Source organism: Fodinicola acaciae (assembly GCF_010993745.1).
GTDB classification, from domain to species: Bacteria; Actinomycetota; Actinomycetes; order Mycobacteriales; family HKI-0501; genus Fodinicola; species Fodinicola acaciae.
This window is the reverse complement of the sequence record NZ_WOTN01000003.1, coordinates 895,425-916,051: the sequence shown is the minus strand read 5'-3', so window position 1 is coordinate 916,051 and position 20,627 is coordinate 895,425. Positions and strand designations below refer to the sequence as shown.

The 20,627-nt window shown below is 66.7% G+C and carries 20 protein-coding genes; 12 read left to right on the top strand and 8 right to left on the bottom strand.

The genetic code is table 11. The annotated features are described in order from the left end of the window. The first annotated feature begins 122 nt into the window (after window positions 1-122). The 7 genes from GNX95_RS30605 (at window position 123) to GNX95_RS30575 (ending at window position 7,469) form a co-directional block, all read left to right on the top strand. Window positions 123-1,676: an ISL3 family transposase gene (locus GNX95_RS30605; RefSeq protein ID WP_163511153.1), complete on the top strand. Its 1,554-nt coding sequence runs from the start codon at window positions 123-125 to the stop codon at window positions 1,674-1,676. A gap of 293 nt (window positions 1,677-1,969) precedes the next feature. Further along, complete coding sequence (locus GNX95_RS30600) at window positions 1,970-2,110, top strand: low molecular weight phosphatase family protein (RefSeq protein WP_222854056.1); 141 nt, start codon at window positions 1,970-1,972, stop codon at window positions 2,108-2,110. Window positions 2,111-2,170: 60 nt separating this feature from the next. Continuing rightward, the gene (locus GNX95_RS30595; protein WP_163511152.1) at window positions 2,171-3,331 is read left to right on the top strand and encodes an RCC1 domain-containing protein; all 1,161 of its coding nucleotides are present in this window, start codon (window positions 2,171-2,173) and stop codon (window positions 3,329-3,331) included. Window positions 3,332-3,832: 501 nt separating this feature from the next. After that, the gene (locus GNX95_RS30590; protein WP_163511151.1) at window positions 3,833-4,033 is read left to right on the top strand and encodes a hypothetical protein; all 201 of its coding nucleotides are present in this window, start codon (window positions 3,833-3,835) and stop codon (window positions 4,031-4,033) included. Between the two features lie 388 nt (window positions 4,034-4,421). Then, window positions 4,422-4,724 (top strand): hypothetical protein, encoded by a 303-nt coding sequence (locus GNX95_RS30585; protein WP_163511150.1) that lies wholly within the window; start codon window positions 4,422-4,424, stop codon window positions 4,722-4,724. Window positions 4,725-5,859: 1,135 nt separating this feature from the next. Next, the gene (locus GNX95_RS42740; RefSeq protein WP_222854055.1) at window positions 5,860-6,177 is read left to right on the top strand and encodes a helix-turn-helix domain-containing protein; all 318 of its coding nucleotides are present in this window, start codon (window positions 5,860-5,862) and stop codon (window positions 6,175-6,177) included. Window positions 6,178-6,188: 11 nt separating this feature from the next. Beyond that, window positions 6,189-7,469, top strand: coding sequence for a tyrosine-type recombinase/integrase (locus GNX95_RS30575; protein WP_163511149.1), 1,281 nt, complete (start codon window positions 6,189-6,191; stop codon window positions 7,467-7,469). A gap of 120 nt (window positions 7,470-7,589) precedes the next feature. Here GNX95_RS30575 and GNX95_RS30570 read toward each other — a convergent pair whose 3' ends face one another. From GNX95_RS30570 to GNX95_RS30560, 3 genes are all read right to left on the bottom strand, one after another. Beyond that, window positions 7,590-8,291: a hypothetical protein gene (locus GNX95_RS30570; protein WP_163511148.1), complete on the bottom strand. Its 702-nt coding sequence runs from the start codon at window positions 8,289-8,291 to the stop codon at window positions 7,590-7,592. Then, window positions 8,275-8,574 (bottom strand): hypothetical protein, encoded by a 300-nt coding sequence (locus tag GNX95_RS30565; protein WP_163511147.1) that lies wholly within the window; start codon window positions 8,572-8,574, stop codon window positions 8,275-8,277. The genes GNX95_RS30570 and GNX95_RS30565 overlap by 17 nt, the downstream gene beginning before the upstream one ends. 520 nt (window positions 8,575-9,094) lie before the next feature. Continuing rightward, a complete protein-coding gene (locus GNX95_RS30560; protein ID WP_163511146.1) occupies window positions 9,095-10,087 on the bottom strand; it encodes an MBL fold metallo-hydrolase in 993 nt (330 codons plus the stop codon). Between the two features lie 125 nt (window positions 10,088-10,212). Between GNX95_RS30560 and GNX95_RS30555 the strand changes: the two genes are divergently transcribed. Next, the gene (locus tag GNX95_RS30555) at window positions 10,213-11,217 is read left to right on the top strand and encodes a LysR family transcriptional regulator (protein ID WP_163511145.1); all 1,005 of its coding nucleotides are present in this window, start codon (window positions 10,213-10,215) and stop codon (window positions 11,215-11,217) included. Here GNX95_RS30555 and GNX95_RS30550 read toward each other — a convergent pair. Next, a complete protein-coding gene (locus GNX95_RS30550; protein WP_163511144.1) occupies window positions 11,124-11,867 on the bottom strand; it encodes a phytanoyl-CoA dioxygenase family protein in 744 nt (247 codons plus the stop codon). The two genes, GNX95_RS30555 and GNX95_RS30550, sit on opposite strands and share 94 nt — an antisense overlap. Window positions 11,868-11,952: 85 nt before the next feature. On the opposite strand from GNX95_RS30550, the gene GNX95_RS30545 reads away from it, so the two are divergent. Continuing rightward, entirely contained in the window at window positions 11,953-12,819 is an 867-nt protein-coding gene (locus tag GNX95_RS30545; protein ID WP_163511143.1) for a helix-turn-helix transcriptional regulator, read from the top strand. On the opposite strand, the gene GNX95_RS30540 is transcribed toward GNX95_RS30545, so the two are convergent. Further along, window positions 12,816-13,709 carry an SDR family oxidoreductase gene (locus GNX95_RS30540; RefSeq protein ID WP_163511142.1) on the bottom strand — a complete coding sequence of 298 codons (894 nt, stop codon included), beginning with the start codon at window positions 13,707-13,709 and terminating at the stop codon, window positions 12,816-12,818. The genes GNX95_RS30545 and GNX95_RS30540 overlap by 4 nt on opposite strands. 84 nt (window positions 13,710-13,793) lie before the next feature. On the opposite strand from GNX95_RS30540, the gene GNX95_RS30535 reads away from it, so the two are divergent. From GNX95_RS30535 to GNX95_RS30525, 3 genes are all read left to right on the top strand, one after another. Continuing rightward, on the top strand, window positions 13,794-14,354 hold the full coding sequence (locus GNX95_RS30535; RefSeq protein ID WP_163511141.1) for a TetR/AcrR family transcriptional regulator: 561 nt from the start codon (window positions 13,794-13,796) through the stop codon (window positions 14,352-14,354). Window positions 14,355-14,457: 103 nt separating this feature from the next. Continuing rightward, window positions 14,458-16,386: a potassium transporter Kup gene (locus GNX95_RS30530; RefSeq protein ID WP_163511140.1), complete on the top strand. Its 1,929-nt coding sequence runs from the start codon at window positions 14,458-14,460 to the stop codon at window positions 16,384-16,386. A 62-nt stretch (window positions 16,387-16,448) separates the two neighbouring features. Then, window positions 16,449-17,066 (top strand): class I SAM-dependent methyltransferase, encoded by a 618-nt coding sequence (locus GNX95_RS30525; RefSeq protein ID WP_163511139.1) that lies wholly within the window; start codon window positions 16,449-16,451, stop codon window positions 17,064-17,066. Here GNX95_RS30525 and GNX95_RS30520 read toward each other — a convergent pair. The 3 genes from GNX95_RS30520 to GNX95_RS30505 form a co-directional block, all read right to left on the bottom strand. Beyond that, window positions 17,042-17,620, bottom strand: a complete 579-nt coding sequence (locus GNX95_RS30520; RefSeq protein ID WP_163511138.1) for a helix-turn-helix domain-containing protein — start codon at window positions 17,618-17,620, stop codon at window positions 17,042-17,044. The two genes, GNX95_RS30525 and GNX95_RS30520, sit on opposite strands and share 25 nt — an antisense overlap. Continuing rightward, complete coding sequence (locus GNX95_RS30515; RefSeq protein ID WP_163511137.1) at window positions 17,604-18,206, bottom strand: TetR/AcrR family transcriptional regulator; 603 nt, start codon at window positions 18,204-18,206, stop codon at window positions 17,604-17,606. The genes GNX95_RS30520 and GNX95_RS30515 overlap by 17 nt, the downstream gene beginning before the upstream one ends. 811 nt (window positions 18,207-19,017) lie before the next feature. Next, on the bottom strand, window positions 19,018-20,589 hold the full coding sequence (locus GNX95_RS30505; protein WP_222854054.1) for an MFS transporter: 1,572 nt from the start codon (window positions 20,587-20,589) through the stop codon (window positions 19,018-19,020). Between the last annotated feature and the right edge of the window lie 38 nt (window positions 20,590-20,627).

The following is a 20,627-nucleotide window of genomic DNA, read 5'->3' as shown; positions in this document are numbered from 1 at the left end:
GATGGAGGGGCGTCTTTTTGGTTCTGGTGCAAAGATTTCTGATTCCGACGAGCGCGTCGGACGTCGGCATGCCCATGGTTAGTTGATCATGACTCGGGTGCGATGATGATCTTGGTTTGAAGGTGCTTCTTCCTCATTTGGCGCCGTTGCGCATCGAGGAGGTCGTGCGGCGCGGATCGGTGCTGCACCTTCAGGCCAGCGTTGCCGACGTTGACGCGACCTGTCCGGGATGCGGGGCGAGGTCGCGCCGCGTGCATTCCCGATACGAGCGGTCGCTGTCGGAGCCGGCTATTGGTGGGCAGGAGACGGTGATCCGACTACGGGTGCGACGTTTTCTCTGCCATAACACCGAATGTGAGAAGGTAACGTTCGTCGAGCAGGTGGCTGGCGTGACCACGCCGTATGCGCGGCGTACTCCGCTGCAACGCCGCATGCTGGAAATGATCGCGCTGACGCTGGGCGGCCGGCCCGGTCATCGGCTGACGCGGCGGTTGGCCGTTGAGGCATCCCGGTCGACGCTGTTGCGGCTGGTCCGGGCACTGCCGGTGCCCGAGCCTGGCTCGGTGTCGGTGGTCGGGGTCGATGATTTCGCGTTCCGCCGTGGCCGCAAATACGGGTCGATCCTGGTAGACATGGACAATCACCAGCCGATCGACATGTTGCCTGACCGGGCCGGCGACACGTTCGCGCAGTGGCTACGTGCACATCCCGGAGCCGAGACGATTTGCCGTGACCGGGCAGGTGGATACGCCGAAGGCGCGCGGCTCGGCGCTCCCGAGGCTATCCAGGTCGCCGATCGCTGGCACCTGCTGAAGAATCTCACCGAGGCCGTGGACAAGGTCGTCCGCGCCCACCGCGGTTGCCTCCGCGACCAGCCCGCCGAAGCCGCCGTTGCCCAACCGGCGCCGGCGGTGCCGGCGGTTGAGGGGCGACGCGCGGAACTGACCCGCCAGCGGCACGCCGAAGTCCACGCTCTGCACCAGCGAGGAGTGGGAACCGGGGCGATCTGCAAGGCACTGAATCTGGACGGAAATACCGTCCGCCGCTACGTCCGCGCAGCCACCGCCGACGAATTACTGATCCCATCGTCGCGGCGTGGCCGCGAGCTCGACGCCCACCTGGACTACCTCATCCGACGCTGGGAGGAAGGCTGGACCAACGCCGCCCGGCTCACCGAAGAACTGCGCGCGATCGGCTACCGAGGCACCGAACGATCCGTACGCCGACAGCTGCAGGAATGGCGGACAACCGCTACCCCGCCCAGCGCGATCCCTCCAGCGACACCCACACCGCGCGAGGTGACCGGCTGGATCATCCTTCCCGCCAACAAAACCACCGACAAAGAACGAGCAGACCTCACCCGGATCCTCGATCGATGCGACACGTTGCGAAACGCGAACAAGCTGGTCAGCGACTTCGCCGGAATGCTCCGCGAACACCGCGCCAACCACCTCGACACCTGGATCGCCAACGCGAAAACCAGCGCCATCACCCACATCCAAGGCTTCGCCGCCGGACTGCTCAAGGACTACGACGCCGTCCGCAACGGCATCGCCCTGCACTGGAGCAGCGGAGCCGTCGAAGGAGCAGTCTGCCGCATCAAAGCCATCAAACGACAAATGTACGGCCGAGCCAACTTCGACCTCCTACGCCGATGCGTACTCCTCCGTATCTGACCACGACGACGACACCAACCCGATCACGGACTTTGCGCCAGAGCCAGACACAAGTGTCCGTTGACACGAGGCGCCGCCGGTGCGGGACGTGTACGCGACGCCGGTGATGGGGTGGCACGACGGTAGGCGCTGGCAGTCCTTGCGCATCGGCGTGATTCGCCGAGCACCTGGCCTCCGCCGACCGTCCGGGCCGCTGCCTGGTCGGCTGGCCACGGCGTACAAGCCGCATCCCCAACCAGCCCCCGAAAATCCTCACCACTGACGCCGTCCACGCCTCGGACGCCGTCATCACCATGGACTGGGGCGACGCCTGCCCGATCGTCGCCGGCAAACGCTACGAAGACTGGGACCTCACCGACCCCGCCGGTCAACCCATCGAGGTCGTACGCGCCGTCCGCGACGACCTCGTCCCCGACACAGCAACGCCACGCTAAATCTGGCATGCCGGCTATCGGCCCTTGACCACGCCAATGACTTCTGTCGATTATCGGCGCATGTTCCGTCGTACGTTTATCTCGCTCGTTGTCGGTTCGCTCGCATCGCTCATGGTGATGACCGCGGCGCACGCGGACGCCGCGGCGGTGTGGGGCTGGGGCGACAACGCGTACGGTCAACTCGGCGACAACAGCACCACGAGCCACAACGGGCCAGTCAACATCACACGCCTGCCGAACGTCAGCGACATCGCGGCCAGCGACGGCTATTCGATCTTCCGCAACAGAGACGGAACGGTGCTGGCGGCTGGCTCCAACGCGTACGGCCGGCTCGGTACTGGCGGCACACCGGACACCTCTGTGCCGGTTACCGTTCTGGGGTTGACCTCGGTAACGGCCGTCGCCGCCGGCACCGGAACGGCGATGGCGCTGCGTACCGATGGCACGGTGTGGGCCTGGGGCGACGGGTCCGCCGGCCAACTCGGCGATGGCCGCTTCGGCGACGGCGTCGCCGTCGACCGTCCGCAGCAGGTACCCGGTCTGTCCGGTGTCACGGCGATCGCGGCCGGCGGCCGGCACATGGCTGCGCTGCGTACGGATGGCACCGTATGGACCTGGGGATCAGACGTCTACGGCGAACTGGGCCGCGGCAAAACCGGCGACCCCGCTGGCTGCGTCTGCAACCCGGTGCCAGCCGCCGCTACCGGCTTGAGCGGCGCGACCGCCATCACTGCAGCGCAGTCCAAAACCGGCGCGCTGACCGCGACTGGCGCCGTGTACGCCTGGGGTAGTCCCGAAACCTTTGGCGGCGTCTTCGAACACGACACTCCAACCCTCATCACGGGCATTCCCGCCATGGCACAGGTTTCCCAAGGATTCAACCACACACTCGCACTCACCCGCGGCGGCGCCGTCTGGTCATGGGGTGTCAACCTGGACGGCCAACTCGGCGACGGCACGTCCGGCAGCGTTATCAACGCACCCAAAGCCGTACCCGGCCTGACCGGGGTCACCACCGTACGCGCCTACAGCGAATTCAGCGCAGCCCTGGCTTCCAACGGCACCCTGAAAACCTGGGGAAACAACCAACAAGGCCAACTCGGACTCGGCAGTACCGACCCGCGCGTCACGACACCGACCGCGGTGGCCGGACTGCCGGCCATATCCCGGCTGAGCACCGGTGGCTACGCGCACCATATGTTCGTCCACTCCACCGCCTGACCGGGCGTTCATACGTCCATCTCCGATCGACCGTGCAGGAGAACGCCATTGAGGAGCACCAGCAAGCGCTGGTGCGATTGCGCGCGGGGTAAACGGGCGCTTGCCGGGCGGCGGTAAATATTGCGTATCCGCCTCCGGCTACCTGCTTTGGACGACTCGCCGCGCCCGGCGCCGATGTACCGGGACTCTGCGTAGGTGTTGGAAGGGGGGCGACGCCGAACGCGCGACGCTCACGGCGCTCGTCGCGTACGCCGCCGGCCTATGGTCCGGGGGAAACAGTGTGGACGTTGACGGACCTGCTGCGGCCACTATTTCTGCACCGCAAACATTTGGTGGAATGGCGCACCACCACCGCCGCCTGCCGCCGAGACGGCCGGCGGTGCGCAGCCACAGTCCGCCCCTGCGGTGTCTCCGGTCTCGCCCACAGAGTGGCCAGCGAGTGCGTGCTCGCGTCGGACGCCCTGCTGCGTGAGATTGGAATCATATCTCCGGGCTCGCGGCGTGGTCCGCACCATCTACGAACGCGTCGCCAGAGCGGAACGGCCGCGATACTGGCATGCGCAGATCGAAGCGCGGATCGGGCTCGGTCCTTCTCCACCACGACCGCCGCCAGTCGGTACCGCCCTGCTGCTGGCCACCGCCGGCGGCTACTGCACCAAGCAAGCCGATATCCTCACCGCCATCGCCGTCGCCCCTCGCTGACAGGACCGCCGCTACGGCGTCGAGCCCGCCGCCGAAGCGGTACCTACCGGACACGAGACCGGCTACCGGCTCGGGCCCCTGCGCGCTCGGACTGCTGGTCCGCGTACACGCCGCCGCTGGTGATCCGACCGCCGCCGGTCGCGCTGTCACCGCCGCCGCTGAGCTGACCAAGGGTCATGGGTGCCGCCGGTATGCGGCTGCCCAAAGCGCCGGCACTGCACTAGCCAGACCAAGGTCCTATCAAGGTCGCGTTGAGACAGTCCAGGAGCCCTCATCAATGTCCGGCTGCCGCTGGCAGGCGCCGCGGGCGACAAAGGGGTCGAAATCGCACGTCAAAGCGGCTACCGTGGCAGACGGTCAAGGTAAGGGCACGGGGAAAGGGACCCAGATGTCCACCTCGAAAGGCAAAGGACGCACCTCGTACCGGCAGCGTGCGGAACGCCCCATGAGCCGCCAACTGTCGCAAGTCGACGCCGCCGGCGCCGCGCTCGACACGTACGCCGCCGTCGCCGATGACTACGCCAAACGGCTCACCATGCTCCACGAGGGCTACGACAAAGAACGGGCCAAGCTGGAAGACGTCCACGCAAAGGCCCGCACAGAAGGCCCTCACCGCCTACTCCGCGAAGTACGAGGTTCTGATCAACGGCGGGGTATCACCCGCAATTCTCCACCAGTCCGGGCTGCCTGAGCCCGACAGCTTTCTTCGCGACGCCGATACCGCCGCTGCACCCGCCGAGACCGCCGAACCACCAGCGGCGGCCAGCATCCGCGTACGCCGGACGGGCTGAAGCCCACCGCCGGAGGTCGGAGACGGCGGTTGATTCGCGCGACCGATACCGCCGGAGCAGAGACCAAACGCTGACACGGCTGGATGTTGCGTCGGCGGGTACCTGATGCATTCTGGCGCCGATACGATGCAACTGCGCCGTATGCGTCCATACAACGTCGGTCTAGAGCGCGGCCACCAGCGGCGCCGTTCGGCGACGGCTGTCTCTCGCTTGGCCGGTTTGCTCGAAGCCTGCCGCGGCAGGCGGCAGCCGACTCGTGGTTCCACTCGTCCCGAGTCTGCAGGTCAGCGCCGCAGGACACAATCTCCTGGCCGATGATCCGGCGCAACCGCAGCGCCACGGGTTCGACCATGTTGAGAAAGTTTCAGATCCGCCTTCGCCATTTTCGCGTTTCGGCACGCATTTGTTAGGTGAGGACAGCAACTTTGCGCGCGACCGCGTCCCGCGCTGACGAAAGCAGGCGGCAATGACACGTCACTCAAATTCCCCCACGTCAACCAGGACGGCAGTCCGTGCGCGCCCTCGGCAGCAACGAGCCATGTCGGCCACGCCCATATTCACCGTTTAAGCAAAGCGCGCGTCAATGCCTGCGGGCACCGGCGACGCCGTCGTCAACTGAACCCGATGCACTGCTCGATCCAGACCGCCGCTAAACCCTGCGGACCGCCGCCGGTCGACCGGCGGCGAATGGCGTACCAACCCGCCGGTGCCGATCGTACCGCCGTCGCCGGCGCCGGAGTGCTGGATCGACATTACCTCGACCGCCGCAGCAGCACCGGGAGCGAAAGAAGAAGTCGAGCGTGGCCGCTGCTGTCGACGGTCGTCTCATGTCGTACCCGGCGATTCCTCGATTTTGGATCCGAACGCCGATTGCTAAGGCTGCGGCAGTTTGGTCTTGGCACATCCATATTTGGCTCAGTACGGTAGATGTCAGCAGTGGCGAGGGTGAAAATTCGATACACCCCCTCGCAACGCGACTGCGTCTTTCGTGGTGAGCTAGCGCCGAGAATTCCTCGTTTCTCTTGAGGGAGTGGTATGGCAAGAGAATCCACGGCTGTTTCCGATAGCGACATCGTCGGCAGAGTCGGTGTCGCGGGGTCGCGTTCGCGCGGAACCGAGGTCACGACGAGCCTTTCACAACAAGACCGGCGGCGTGCGACGAAAGGATCACCAATGCGCGGTGGTAGCAACACGATCCTTACCCCAGCGGAGGTCGCCGATTGGTTGAAGGTTAGCGAGGCGACCATCAAGAACAAGTATCGACACTGGGGGTTGAAGGCGCAGAAGGTTGGTCGCCTGCTTCGCTTCCGCGAGCGAGACATTGTCGCCTACCTCGATCGCAACTACGACTGATTGGGGGAGAGATGGCGAGCGTATTTCAGAAATGCAAAACCGACGAACGCAACTCACATTACCCTTGCGAGAGCACGCGATGTGGTCATCCCTGGACGGTTCGATATCGAGAACCGGGAGGTCGAACTGCACGTCAACGCGAGAAGACCTTTGCGAAGAAGACCGGGCATGACGGGGCCGACGCATTCGCCACGAAGGCCGAGCATGACAAAGGTATGGGGATCTACCTTGACCCGCAGCGCGGCACAAAAACACTGCGGGTGTGGGCGAAGGAATGGCTCGAACTTCAGGTCCTTGCCGAGGGGACTATTCGGAATTACGAAGGCTTCGCAGAGAATCATCTCATACCACATCTTGGGCGTAAGACTCTCGCTGGTTTAGCAAGAACGGACTTTGAGCGATTTGTCTCTTCTCTGCATCAGAAAGGCAAAGGGCTCGCCGCATCGACGATCAACGATCGAATGAAATTTGTGACAGCCATGCTTGAAGCGGCTGTCGCCGAGAGGATCATTCCCGAGAACCCGGCTGCGGGCGTACGGATCTCGAGGACCAGCACCCTTGCTGTCGATGAGGACGAGATCCCGACGCTGAAGGAAGTCGAACTCCTCGCGGCGCACATCTCGTCTCAGTATCGGCTCACCGTCTACCTGCAGAGCGGCGCAGGTCTGAGGATCAGCGAGACACTCGCATTCGCGAGCGAATGCCGACGCCAGGATTTCATTCGCATTCGCTGGCAGGTCAGCGCGAAGGCAAATCGTGGCGACTGTCGAACCACATTCGTTCCGCTGAAACACCGGTCAGAAGGCGAGTACCGAGATATACCTATCGCCCCGTTCCTCGACGAAGAAATCGACGATCACGTAGAACATTTGGCGCCGATCCCTGTCACCTTCAAGGATAAAGCTGACAAGGACCGGCAGTTGGACGTCTTCTTTGCGCCTCGTGAACGAGGCAAGGGCACCATGCCCACCGCGACAACGTACAGCTATCATTTCAAGAAGGCGTGTAAGGCGGCAGGACTGATCCTCGCGAACGGCAAACCGAAGTACACCCCTCACAGCCTCCGCCACTTCTTCGCGTCAACTGCACTTGCTAACGGCATTCCGATCCACGAGGTCTCAAGCTGGCTCGGGCACAAGTCGATCAAGACCACCGTCGACATCTACGGACACCTGGTGCCTGGCGCCTGGAACCGCTGCCGCGACGTCATGCAGAAGGCGATGCGGCCCGCCGTAGTAGACGCTAGGAGTTGCGCACCGATCGAGGTAGATGACTGCGAAGGAGCCGCGTAAGGCTTGGCGTTCTCGCAAACAGGCTGGGGCGTTTGCACTCTGCAACCGGCTGGCGATGCCGCGGGACTTCAGCGCCTGGCAGCTGCAGGACAGAGATTCCGTGCAACGGTTCGAGTCGGCCTAGTACGGCTGGTCGGCCGCGTCTTCGGCGCGGTATCGCTCACGCCGCGCGGCCGTGGCCTTCTCGGCGACGCTGGCGCGGATGGCAGCGATGATCGGCGCCTGCGTTTGCTCAAATTTCCGACGCGCGACGCCGAGCCGGCACAGCGCCTCGCGGTAGGTGACGGTCGCGCGGACGTGTTCGTCCGTCCAGATCGGCGTGGTGTGCGCCGGCGTCAGCACCCCTAACGGAGTGCCGGCAAGCTTGCGGCGCCATGAAGCCGCGAGGTACGCGGTCAAAGCCTGCTCGTACGCGCCGGCCGGGCCGGCGAGGTTGGCGACCAGGTCAACGACCGGTGCGGGGATGGGTAAGCCGGAGGTCGCTGGCGTCCGACCAGGCTGGAAAGGGCCGACCAGGCCGGCCGACCCGCGCGGTGACGAGACCGGCGCTTGGCGTGGCCGGTCGCTGTTGTTGAAGGTGGCGATCCTGGTTGCCTCGAAGGCACGTCGCGTGATTAGCAACCGACCGAGTGTCTGGTACACGGCCCGGACGGACTGGAACTGCGGTTCGCTCCATGGTCGTGTCAGGTAAGGCGGATCGGCCAGACACAACGGCAAGCCAATCATGTCCAAGGCGTTCACCGCGCGGACGTACGCGGCGAGCGCGGTCTCATAGTTGGCGGTCGCGGTCGTGAAGCCGACCCCGTCATCGACTCTCACCATGCCGCGCCAACCGCTGCAGAGCTTCCCGCGCGTCGACCCGCCGGTCCTTCGGTACGCCAGCCCAGTACGGGTGATCGAGCAACCGTTCAGCGATCACCCGCCAGCGTTCCCAGGCGGCGTGAAGTCGCACCGCGTACGCCGAATCATCGACTGCCTGTCCCGCGAGCACGTCCGCAGACGCTGGCCCTTCGGCGGCGACCGCGGCGGTGTCGGCCTCAGCCTTGATGAACGCGACGCGTAGGGCCACCAGGTCAGCGGGAAAGCTCCAGTCGCCATCGGACACATGTTCGAATCTAGCCTTGACCAGCCAGAAGTCAACCACCTCATGACACACGCAGACCGCTCCGGTCGAACATCAGCCGGGTCACCGATACGTTCGGACCGATGCGGCTGAGCGAGAGGCTGCCTGGGAGCGCTGGACACGCTTGAAGGCCGAGCTGATGGACCATCCGTACTGGGCCGGACTCACAGAGAACGGCATCAGGCTGTTCAGCTCATGCGACGCGCTACAACGGATCTCCCAGCCAGACGAGTAGCGATTGCGTCTCGTTACTCATGGTGACGAAGCATCTAGGCTGCGAATCGTTCGAGACCATCGGGACCAGCTCGAACAGGCCGACTTACCAGCGTGTTTCTACGGCAAAGGTGACCGCTACGTCCAGTCCGACGGCGTCCGCGTATGTGCTGACTGCGGGACCGTGCTGGTTCTGTGCTGGTTTCGTTCACGTCAGACGTCGCTTGAGCTGGTGGCAGCCTTATAGTCAACGTTCCGCTTCAACGTCTGACGGTCGGCGTGGACATGGTCAGGATCCGCAGCAGCAGTGGGTCTGGCCGGCGGTCTTGGTGAGTTCGCCGGCGACCGCGGCGATGTTGCGCTGCGGCATGTCCGGGATCGACGCGACCGACGGATAGTTGGGATAGCTGCTGTTGACCGCGGCCAGGATCGACTGTTGCTCGGCCGGGGTGATGCGTACGCCGTCGAGCGAGCCGGCCGCCGTCGCCTGCTGGACGAGTGCGCGAAGCCGCTGGATGTAGGCGCGTTGCGTGTTGATGAGCGTACGCGCGTCGGCCGGCGCGCCATGGCCGTGATAGCTCGTCTTCGCCTGCGGGAAACGCCGCTGCAGCTGGTCGAGGTTGGTCAGCCAGCCGCAGCTGTGTCCCTCCAGCAGCGCAGGCGTCGCCTTGTTGCAGATCAGGTCACCGGGAAACAGCGAACGGCTCACCGGCTCGTAGTAGGCGGTCGCCGATTCCGACTCGCCAGGTCCGAACTGCGCCGTCTGGAAGCTGACGCCGTCGACCGTGATCGTCGCGCCGGCGCCGAAGAGCCGGGTCGGTTGGGTGATCGTCGCCGGATAGTCCGACCCCAGACCCTGGCGGGTGAGCGGGTAGAAGCCGAGCGGATCGGTGCGCATGATCTCGGCGGTCGCGCGCGAGGCGTAGATTGGCGCGTTCGGGAAGGCCTCGTGGAAGACGCCGATCCCGCCGACGTGGTCGGGATGCGAGTGCGTGATCAGGATCGCGGAGACCGGCCGGCCGGTCTGGCGGATCCGCGCGAGTGCCTTCCGTGCGTCGGACAGCGCGCGACCGGTGTCGACCACGACCAAGCCGCGCGGCGTACGCAGCCAGAACACGTTCACCGACCCCGGATTGGCGGAGGCATACCGGTCGACCGTCGAGGCCTCCGGTTGAGCCGTCGTATGCGCACAACCGGCCGCCGCCGCGGCGACCAGGCCGGCGAGCAGCACTCGGCGCGTACAGGACGCGTCGACCAACCGGCCTGGCGCGGGCTCGTTCATGCACTCTCCTCGTCTGGGTCCACAGCCGCCGTAGAGACTGCCAGCCGCGATCTCGCTGGATCAACGGGCGATCGCGGATCGCAGCGATAAGCGCGACTGATCGTCCAGCGGGTAGCGTGTCGGCGATGTGGGAGTCGATCGAGCTCCGGGAGATCCGCGTTTTCCTGGCCCTGGCACAGGAGCTGCATTTCACCCGCACCGCGCAGCGGCTGGGCCTGACCCAGGCGAGGGTCAGCCAGAGCCTGCGGCAGCTGGAGCGCAAGCTCGGCCGGCAGCTGGTGCGGCGTACCAGCCGGACGGTCGCGTTGACCGCCGACGGACAGCGGTTTCTCGGGCGGGTCACCGAGGCGTACGGTCAGCTGGCCGTCGTCCTGCGGGAAAGTGCGGACAACGCGGCCGAGCCGCACCGGCTGGTGCTCGGTGTTTTCGAGCCCTGCGCAGCCGGACCGCATCTGCTGGCGATCGTCGAGGAGTTCGAGCGGCGCCATCCGGACTGTGAGGCGATCGTCCGCGACATCCCGCACGCGGACGACCCGCTGGCGCGGCTGCGCGACGGTGACGTCGATCTGCTGGCGATCCGGCAGCCGTTGGACGAGGCCGACCTGGTCGTCGGCCCGGTCCTGACACGTGACGAGCGGGTGGTCGCGGTCGCGGCCAGTCATCCGCTGGCCACTCGCGACACGGTGTCCATCGAGGATGTCGCCGCCTATCCGGTGACCGACTGCGCGGGTGTGCCTCGGTCGGTGATGGAGGCTTTCGTGCCGCCGGTGACGCCGGCGGGCCGGCCGCTGAACCGGATCGACGCCAGCCCGGTCCGGCCGTACGAGGTCGCCGCGCTGGTGGCGTTGGGTAAGGTCGTCCATCCGACCGTACCGTCGTTCGACAGCTATTTCGGCGAGCCCGGCATCGTCTATCGCCGGATCGTCGACCTGCCCGCGCTCACCTCGGCGTTGATGTGGCCGCGGTCAAGGAAAAACCCGCGCAACGACCAGTTTGTCAGCGTCGCTCGGGACATCCTCGGTGAGCGGACGACTCCTCAGCGCGGGACAGGTGGAAAGACGTCGTCCGGGAGGCGTACGCCTGGTTCCAGACCGAGCGGATCGGTGCAGACGTGCCGTTTCCCGTCATAGCGAAGGTCGCGATCGACGTAGATGTTGACGTGTGCCAACCGGAATTCGTTGGTGTCGTTGGCATTCGCGGTGTGCGGCGTGTAGCCGTTGTGAAAGGTGACATCGCCGGCATGCAGCGGGATGGTCACGCGCGGCTGGTACGCCAGATCCGGCGCGGCGTCGAAAAGGTCGTGCGCGTCGGCGATGTCGATCGGCCGGATGTCGCGGCGCTCGTGTTGTCCTGGAATGAAAGTCATGCAGCCCCGCTCGACCGGTACGTCGACCAACGCGACCCAGGCCGAGAGCGAATGCCGGCAGCCCGCATGCGGCCAGTACGGCGCGTCCTGGTGAAACTCGGTCGGCGTGCGGTTGTGCGGCCGCTTGATCAGCAGCTGGTCGTGCCAGATCCGCAACGGAATGCCGGCCAACCCGGTGGCCAGCTCGGCGAGCCGGCGATGGAAAGTCAGCTCGCTGAGCACGTCGTCGCGCTGCCAGATGTTGACGATCTGCTTGAACATTTGGTTGTCCGGATCCAGCCCCCGCTCACGGTCGAAAGCCGCCCGCGCGGCATTTCGGAACCGGCCGGCTTCCTCCGGTGACAGCACGCCGGCGATGTGGACGAAACCGCCGGCGCGATATCGAGCGACGATCTTGTCGGTGAGCGGATTCATTGGTACATCGTCGATGCGTAGGCTCGCGGTGGCTAGGACACTTCTGGCCGGTGACTAGCACGATCCTGCTCCGTACACTTCGGCCATGAGCGTTCCGCGGATGCGCCGCACACAGGTGTTCGCGCGCGACGCGTATCCGCTGCACAGTGACCGGCGCCGGGTGGACCTGCCGGTGCCACCGCACGCGCACGATTTCTGTGAGGTGGCGGTGATCGTCTCGGGCCACGCGACTTATCGCACCAGGCACGGAAACCGCCGGGTCGGGCGCGGCGACGTGGTGGCCGTACGGCCGGGAAGCTGGCACGAATATCGCGCCGTCGCCGACCTGGACGTGCTCAACGTCTATCTCGGCCCGGAGCTGCTGGCCGCGGACGTGGCCTGGATACTCGACCATCCGCGACTGACCAACCTGCTTTTCGGCACCGGCGACATGCGGCTCAGGTTGTCGCCGGCGGCGACCGATCGGACCCGTTGCTGGTTGGAGCAGTTGGCGCTGTGCCGCACTCATCCGGAGGCAAACCAGTCACTGCAACTGCGCAGCCTGCTCGGCTGTGTCTTCGCCGAGTTCGCCGGCGCGGCTTCCGGCGCGTCACCAGCCGGTCGTACGGTCACGCCGGCCACGCGCACGGTTTTGCTTGCGATGGCACAGGATCCGGCGCGCGCCTGGACCGCCACCGAGCTTGCCGCGCTCGCCGGCGTCTCGTCCTCCCATCTGCAGCACCAGTTTGCCGGGCAGCTCGGGGTCAGTCCGTTCGGCTGGCTGGCCCAGTATCGGTCCGAGCAGATGGCCGTACGACTCGCCGCGACCGACGCACCGGTCGCCGAGATCGGCCGAGCGGTCGGCTGGCCCGATCCCAACTACGCCACACGCAGATTTCGCGCCACATATGGCATCCCGCCGACCGAATACCGGCGAAAATTCGCCTTCGCGACCGCGTTACCGGCCGGTTAGAGCGCGTACGCGCCGGCGCGGATGTCCTCCAGCAGGGTCGGACCGGTCGGCGTCCAGCCGAACAGCTCACGCGTACGCGCGCTGGAGGCGGCGATGTCCATGCCGAAAAAGTGGCCGATGAAGCCAAAGTGCGACTCGGCGTCCTGCGGAGCGACAGACGTCGTTGGTACGCCGAGGAAATCGCCGATCGCGGCGGCGATGTCACGCGTCGGGACGCCTTCCTCGGCGACGGCGTGCACGCGCGTGCCGGCCGGCGCTTTTTCCAGTGCCAGCCGGACCAAACGCGCCGCGTCGGAGCGGTGTACGGCGGCCCAGCGGTGCGAGCCGTCGCCGACCTGGCCGGCCGCTCCGCGGTCCTTCGCGACCTTCGTCAGCACGGAGACGAAGCCGTGGTCACCCATGCCGTGCACGCTCGGCGAGAACCGCAGCGCCACCGACCGTACGCCGAGGTCGGCGTAGTCGAGTGCGAGGTTTTCGCTGCCGCCGCGCATCGAGTCGACGCCGCGGAACGGCGACGGGTCGTCCTCGGTCAGCGGCCGGCCGAGGTCGCCGGCGGCCAGTCCAGAGGCGATCAGGAACGGCCGGTCGCTGCCTTTGAGCTCGTCGAGCATTCGTCGTACGGCGGCATGCTCGCTGCGGCCGGCGCCGGCGAAGTCGGAGAAGTCGTGTTTGAAAGCGAGGTGGATGACGGCGTCGGCCTCGGCGGTCGCGGCGGCCAGGCCGTCGAGGTCGTCCAGGTCGCCCCGGTGAGGCGTGGCGCCTTTGGCGGCCAGCGCGGCGGCCGCCTGGTCGGAGCGGGCGAGGCCGGCGACCTGGTGGCCGTTGGTGAGCAGCTCGTCGGTGACCGCTGAGCCGATCCAGCCGGAGGCTCCGGTGACGAATACGCGCATGACGAGGTCCTTTCCAAGCATGTCAGTGACTGACATCGACTCTAACACTCGATGTCAGCAACTGTCATCACTAGACTCGACCGCATGGGACGCTGGCAGCCGGACGCGCGGGGACGGCTGATCCGTGCCGCGATGGAGCTGTTCGCCGAGCGCGGCTATGACCGGACCACCGCCGGCGACATCGCCGAGCGCGCCGGCGTGACCGAGCGCACCTTCTTCCGGCACTTTCCGGACAAGCGCGAGGTGCTCTTCGACGGCTCGGCGACGCTGCAGAAGCTGGCGTACGAGCAGATCGTCCAGACGCCGGCCGACGCGTCACCGCTGGACGCCGCGCTGGCCGGCATGGTCGCCGCCGGCCGGCTGCTGGAGAGCCGGCCGCGTGACTTCGCGGTCAGCCGGGCCGCGCTGATCGCCGGCAACCCGAGCCTGCACGAGCGTGAGCTGCTCAAGCTCGCGGCGCTGGCCGCCACCACCGCCGACGCTCTGCGCGTACGCGGCGTCGCCGAACCGGCGGCCAGCCTCGCCGCTCACAGCGCGGTGACCGTCTTCGCCGTCGCGTTCGAGCGGTGGATCGCGGCCGACGACCCGCCGCACTACGCGACCTGCATCGCCGACGTGGCCGAGGCCTTACGCACGTTGACGTGACCGGTCGCATGGCCACCATGCTTGCGTTGAACGCACGCATGGTGGCCATGCGGCCGTACGAGCTGATCGTTACGATCCGACGGGGTCGACGGAGAGGACCGCGGTGACCGATCAGCAGGCTGCCCATGGCTCACGCGCGACGGACACGGTGCGGCTCGCGGTCGTCGTCGCGGCGCTCGGTGTGGTGTTCGGCGACATCGGCACGAGTCCGATCTACACACTGCAGACGGTGTTCAGTCCGGAAGATCCGCATCCCGTGCCGGTGAGCGTCGACAACGTGCTCGGCGTGGTGTCGCTGATCTTCTGGTCGGTGATGATCATCGTGACCGTCACCTACGTCCTGCTGGCCATGCGCGCCGACAACGACGGCGAGGGCGGCATCATGGCGCTGATCACCATGTTGCGCCGCTGGCGCGGGCAGCGCGGCCGGCGCGCGGCGTTGCTGCTGGCGGCGGTCGGTATTTTCGGCGCGTCGCTGTTTTTCGGCGACAGCATGATCACGCCGGCCATCTCGGTGCTGTCCGCGGTCGAGGGCGTCAAGGTCGTCCAACCGTCGCTGACCGAGTGGATCGTGCCGATCACCGCGGTGATCATCATCGTGCTTTTCCTCGTGCAGCGCCGAGGTACGGCCGTGGTCGGCCGGCTGTTCGGGCCGGTGATGATCCTCTGGTTCGTGACGATCGGCGCCTTCGGCATCGGTGGCATCGCCGGAAACCCGTCGATTCTGCGGGCCCTGTCGCCGACGTACGCGGTCGGTTTCCTGCTCGGCCACTTCGGCATCGCGTTTTTCGCACTGGCGACAGTCGCCCTGGCGGTCACCGGCGCCGAGGCGTTGTACGCCGACATGGGCCACTTCGGTCGCAAGGCGATCACCCGTGGCTGGCTGTTCCTGGTGTTGCCGGCCTGTACGTTGAGCTATTTCGGTCAGGGCGCGCTGATCCTGACCGACACGAAAAACCTCAGCGGCCCGTTTTTCCTGCTGGCGCCGGGATGGGCCCGCATCCCGCTGGTGTTCCTGGCGACCGCGGCGACGGTGATCGCCTCGCAGGCCGTCATCACGGGCGCGTACTCGGTCGCCTCGCAGGCCGCGCAGCTCGGCTATCTGCCGCGACTGCGGATCGCGCACACGTCCGAGTCGACGATCGGCCAGATCTACGTGCCGTGGATCAACTGGCTGCTCCTGGTTTCGGTGCTGACACTGGTGTTCGCCTTCCGCAGCTCGGCGGCGCTGGCGTTCGCGTACGGCATGGCGGTGACCGGCACGATCACGATCACCACCACCCTGTTCCTGTTCATCGCCAGGGCGAGGTGGGGGACGCCGCGATGGCTGATCGGCGTCGGTGCCGCCGTCCTGGTCGGCCTCGACCTGCTTTTTGTCGCGGCCAACCTGACAAAACTCATCCATGGCGCCTGGCTGCCGTTGTTGATCGGCCTGACCGCCTTCACCGTGATGACCACCTGGCAGCGCGGCCGCGAGATCGTCACGAAGGCGCGAGCGCGCAAGGAAGGCGCTCTGCGCGAGTTCGTGGAGGATCTGCGCGCCAATCCGGCGATGACGCAGCGCGTCCCCGGCACCGCGGTGTTTCTCAACCGTGGCAAGGAAACCGCACCGCTGGCGTTGCGGGCCAACGTCGAACACAACCACGTACGCCACGAGCAGGTCGTGATCATGTCGATCGAGACCGAGCCGGTGCCGCGTGTGCCGGACGACCGGCGGATCGGCATCGACCACCTCGGCTATCACGACGACGGCATCATCCACGTCACGGCGCGTTTCGGCTACATGGACTCACCGGACGTGCCGGCCGCGCTGAGCCTGCTCGACCCGGCCGACACCGAGGGACCGCTCGACCTGGACAACGCCTCGTATTTCCTGTCGAAAATCGAGCTGGAGCGAGGACACAAGCCGACGATGGCGGCGTGGCGCAAACATCTTTTCATCGCCACGTCCTTCATCACCGCGGACGCGGCCGACTATTTCAACCTGCCACTGGATCGTACGGTCATCCTCGGCTCGCACATCGAGGTCTAGTTTCTTGCCGGAATGGCAAGAAAGTTGGCCGAAGCGCCGGCAGGCGACCGATGCTGCGACGCATGACGAGCACAGCGCAGGAATACTGGGACGACTTCTACCGCGAGCCGCCGGCGTGGAGCGGCGAGCCAAACCCGTTGCTCGTACGCGAAACCGCGGATCTGGCGCCAGGCGGTGCGCTCGATCTGGGCTGCGGCGAAGGTGGCGACGCGATCTGGCTGGCGGGGCAGGGATGGCGGGTCACCGCTGTCGACGTGTCCGAGACCGTGTTGCGCCGCGCGGCCGTACGCGCTGCCGGCGCCGACATCGACTGGCAGCGACACGACTTGTCGCGGTCGTTTCCAGCCGGGTCGTACGACCTGGTGTCGGCGCAGTTCCTCCACTCGCCGGTCGCCGCCGACGGCGAACGCGACGACATTCTGCGCGGTGCCGCGAAAGCCGTGGCGCCGGGCGGACGGCTGCTGGTCGCCGGCCACGCCGGATGGCCGTCCTGGCTGGAAAACCCGCCTTTCGACTACCACTTTCCGACCACTGCCGAGGTTCTCGCGCTCATTCCGGGCGATTGGCAGGTCGAAACAGACGAAACGATCGTGCGGGAGCTGACCGGTCCGGACGGACGACAAGGCACCCGCAAGGACAACGTGTTGCGTGTGCGTCATCGGGTCCGCGCCCGAAGGTGAGCGCGTTCGCCTTGTGGACCAAAGAGAATCAGCACCTCCACCGGGGCCGCGGAGGCCGGTCCGAGCCAGTGCGGCACCTGCGTGTCGAATTCCGCCGCCTCACCAGGAGCCAACTCGACGTCCTGGTCACCGAGGACGAGCCGGAGCCGGCCGCTGAGCACGTACAGCCACTCGAAACCGGCGTGTGTCCGCGGCTCCGGCGTCGCGTCGTGCAGGTGGCCGGGGATGATCATCTTGACCGCGCGCAGACCACCGGCGCGCTCGCTCAGCGGAATGTGCGTCATGCCGTGCCGGTGGACCGGACGCATGTGCACGCGCGGATCGCCGGTCGCTGGCGCGCCGACCAGCTCGTCGAGCGCCACGGCGTACGCGCGCGCCAGTGGCAGCAGCAGCTCCAGCGTCGGCCGCCGCTGGCCGCTTTCCAGGCGGGACAAGGTGCTTTCCGAGATGCCGGTGGTGGTGGCCAGCTCGGCCAGCGTACGACCGCGCCGGCGACGCAGCGTCCGCAGCCGCGGGCCCACCGCCGCCAGCACCTCGTCAAGCTCGTCGCTCATGCAGAAGAAACGTACGCCGCAGTGCCTGGCGGAGAAAATCCGTCTCGGCCGCCGCGTCGAAGTCGTCGTCACTACAGTGCAAATAGAGGCCATCGACGACGGTGACGATCCACTTGGCGATCCGCCGCGCCGGTGTCGTCGCGTCGATCAGCCGTTTTTCCTGCAACCGCTCGACAATCCTGGTCGCCAGTGTCAGCACGACGGCCTCCTGCTCGGCGAGGAGGGCCGCCAGCCCGGCGTCGGCGCTGACGCGTTCCAGGATCGCGACCGCCATGCCGGCCGTACGCGGATCGTCGAAATCCTCGCAAAGAACGTCGACCAGCCGCCAAAAAGCGCCCAGCGGGTCGGCCGTGTCGATCGCCTCGACCTGCTCGCGCTGGTGGTGGCAGCCTTCCTCGACGATCGCGCGGAAGATCGCGGCCTTGTCGGCGAAATAGTGGAACAGCGCGCCGGAGCTGACGCCGGTCGCGCGCCGCAGGTCCGCGACCGTGCAGTTGGCATAGCCGTTCTCCGCGAACGCGTCGACGGCACCTTCGCGGATCTGCCGCACACGCGCGGCGTGCTTCTGCGGGTCAACCGTACGCATCGACGCCCTTTCCTAGAACACGCATTCTGCTAATGTAACGCGCATGCTCCGCAAAGTCGCGCTGTCCGTCGGTTTGTTCCTGCTCGCGCCGTATGTCGGCGAGTTCCTGCTCGGCAACCAACCGATCACCGCGTTCCCGTCGATGCTGTTGCTCGCGCCGATGTACGGCGCCGGTGCGCTACTCGTCCGGGAGGTCGGCCGGCGTGCGGCCGCCGGGTGGCCGGCGATGGTGCTGCTGGCGGCCGCATATGCGCTGACCGAGGAGGGCGTCATCGACCAGATGCTGTTCAATCCCGGCTATCTCGGGCTGGACAGTTTTGCCGAGTATGCGCCGATTCCGGGCCTCGGCCTGAGCATGACGCTCACGCAGGCGTCACTGGCGCTGCACACTGTGTGGAGCATCTGCGTGCCGATCGCGATCGTCGAGGCTTTCGACCGCGAGGAGCCGCGTCCCTGGCTCGGCAGGGTCGGCCTGACGGTGACGGCCGCCATCTTCGTGCTCGGCTCGATCCTGCTGACCTGGATGCAATACGAACAGTTCCAGTTTTTCGCGAGTCCACTGCAACTCGGGGTCATGGCGGTCGCGATCGCCGGCCTGATCGCGGCCGCGTCGTACGTCGGCCGGCGTCCGGTCACCGTGGATTCTCGTGTGCCGGCGCCAAAACCGTGGAAAGCCGCGGCGGCCGCCTTCGGACTGGCCAGTTTCTACTGGCTGGTCGACACGACGGGTCCGGCGGTCGCCGGTCCGTGGGTCGTGGTCGGTGGATGTGTCGTCGTGGCGGCCGGTTGCGCGTATGTGTTGGTCCGGTTCTCACGGCGTGTTGGCTGGGGTCGCGCGCATCGCCTCGCGGTCGCCGGCGGCCTGCTGCTCACGTACGTGTGGCTCGGCTTCGTCAACTCCGCCTCGCTCGACGTGTCGCGCGCGACCGCGTTGATCGGCAACGTCGTCTTCGGTGCCGGAGCCATCGTCATTCTGGTGCTGGCCGGTCAGCGATCGAGAGCCGGGTGAGCCGGCGGATCCGGCGCGGATCGCGGTCAGCACACCGAAAGCGATGATCGCGGCAAACCCGATCAGCAGGTAGTGCGCGGAGTCCACAAGGGACGGTGCGCCGAGATTGACCAGCAGTCCGGCCAAAGCCGTGCCGAAGCCGTTGGTGATCAGCATGACCGTGTTGATGCCGGCCGCCGCTTTTTCGCCTTCCGTCTTGTCGGAGGACGCGCTCATCACCGCGACCGTCAGGTGCGGAAACGCGATGCCGATGCCGGCGCCGCTCACCATCAATGCCACGACCCACAGAGCGATGATGGCGGCGCCTGGACCGGTCGACTGCAGCGAAGCGTACGCGGCGAGACCGACCGTGAGCAGCGCCGGACCGGCGATCTGGAGGCCGCGTACCAGCCGCGGACTCGTGGCGTTGGATGACACCAGCTGCGAGATCGACCAGCCGAAAGACAGTGCGGCGCCGAGAAAACCGGCGGCCAGCGGCGGCAGGCCGCCGAGATCCTGGCCGAACAGCGGGATGAAGGTCTCGGTGCCGATGCCGAGCGAGAGGAACGCGACCGTCAGATAGATCCACTTCAGGTCCGACCGGGGTGCGTACGTCGTGGCCGGCAGCACGCGAGCGGCGGATTTCCGCTCGTACGCGACGAAAACAGCGACCGGCACGAGTGCGACGGCGATGCCGGCGACCGTCAACGGACCCGGCGGCACGACACTGGCCACGCTGACGACACCGACCGCGACGGTCAGGAGCCCAAGCGACACAACGGGAATCCGGCCGGAAGCGTCCGACGAGCGCTCGCCGGCCGGCAGCGTACGAAAAGCCAGGGCGATCGCGGCGGCCGCGGTGACCGCGAGCAGGACGAAGGCGAGCCGCCACGCGCCGAACTGTGCGAACAGGCCGCCAACCGCCGGACCGGCGAGGTTGCCGACACCCCACATCGCCGAGGCGAGCGCCGCGGCTCGAGCCCACAGCCGCGCCGGCAGTGCCGACCGGATCACGGCGTAACCGAGACCGGCCATCAGACCGCCGCCGAGGCCCTGTACGACGCGGCCGGCCAGCAGCGCCTCCATCGCCGGACTGACCGCGGCGACCGCGGATCCGAGCGCGAACAGGCCAAAGCCGACCGCGTACGCGCCGCGCGCGCCGAGCCGCGCCAGCACGCGGCTGACCAGGATCGCCGACACCACCGAGGCGAGCAGGAAAACCGTCATCGTCCACGCGTAGAACCGGGCGCCGCCGATGTCGGCGATCGCGGTCGGCAGCAGGCTCGTCGTCAGGTAGACGTTGCTGGCCTCCAGCAACACGCCACCGGCCAGGACGGTCGCCGTGCCGAGATATCGCGAGCCCAGCAGCTCACCCCAGGTGCCTTTCTCTGTCATGCGGCAACGATAAAATCTCAGGTGAGCTTGAGGTCAAC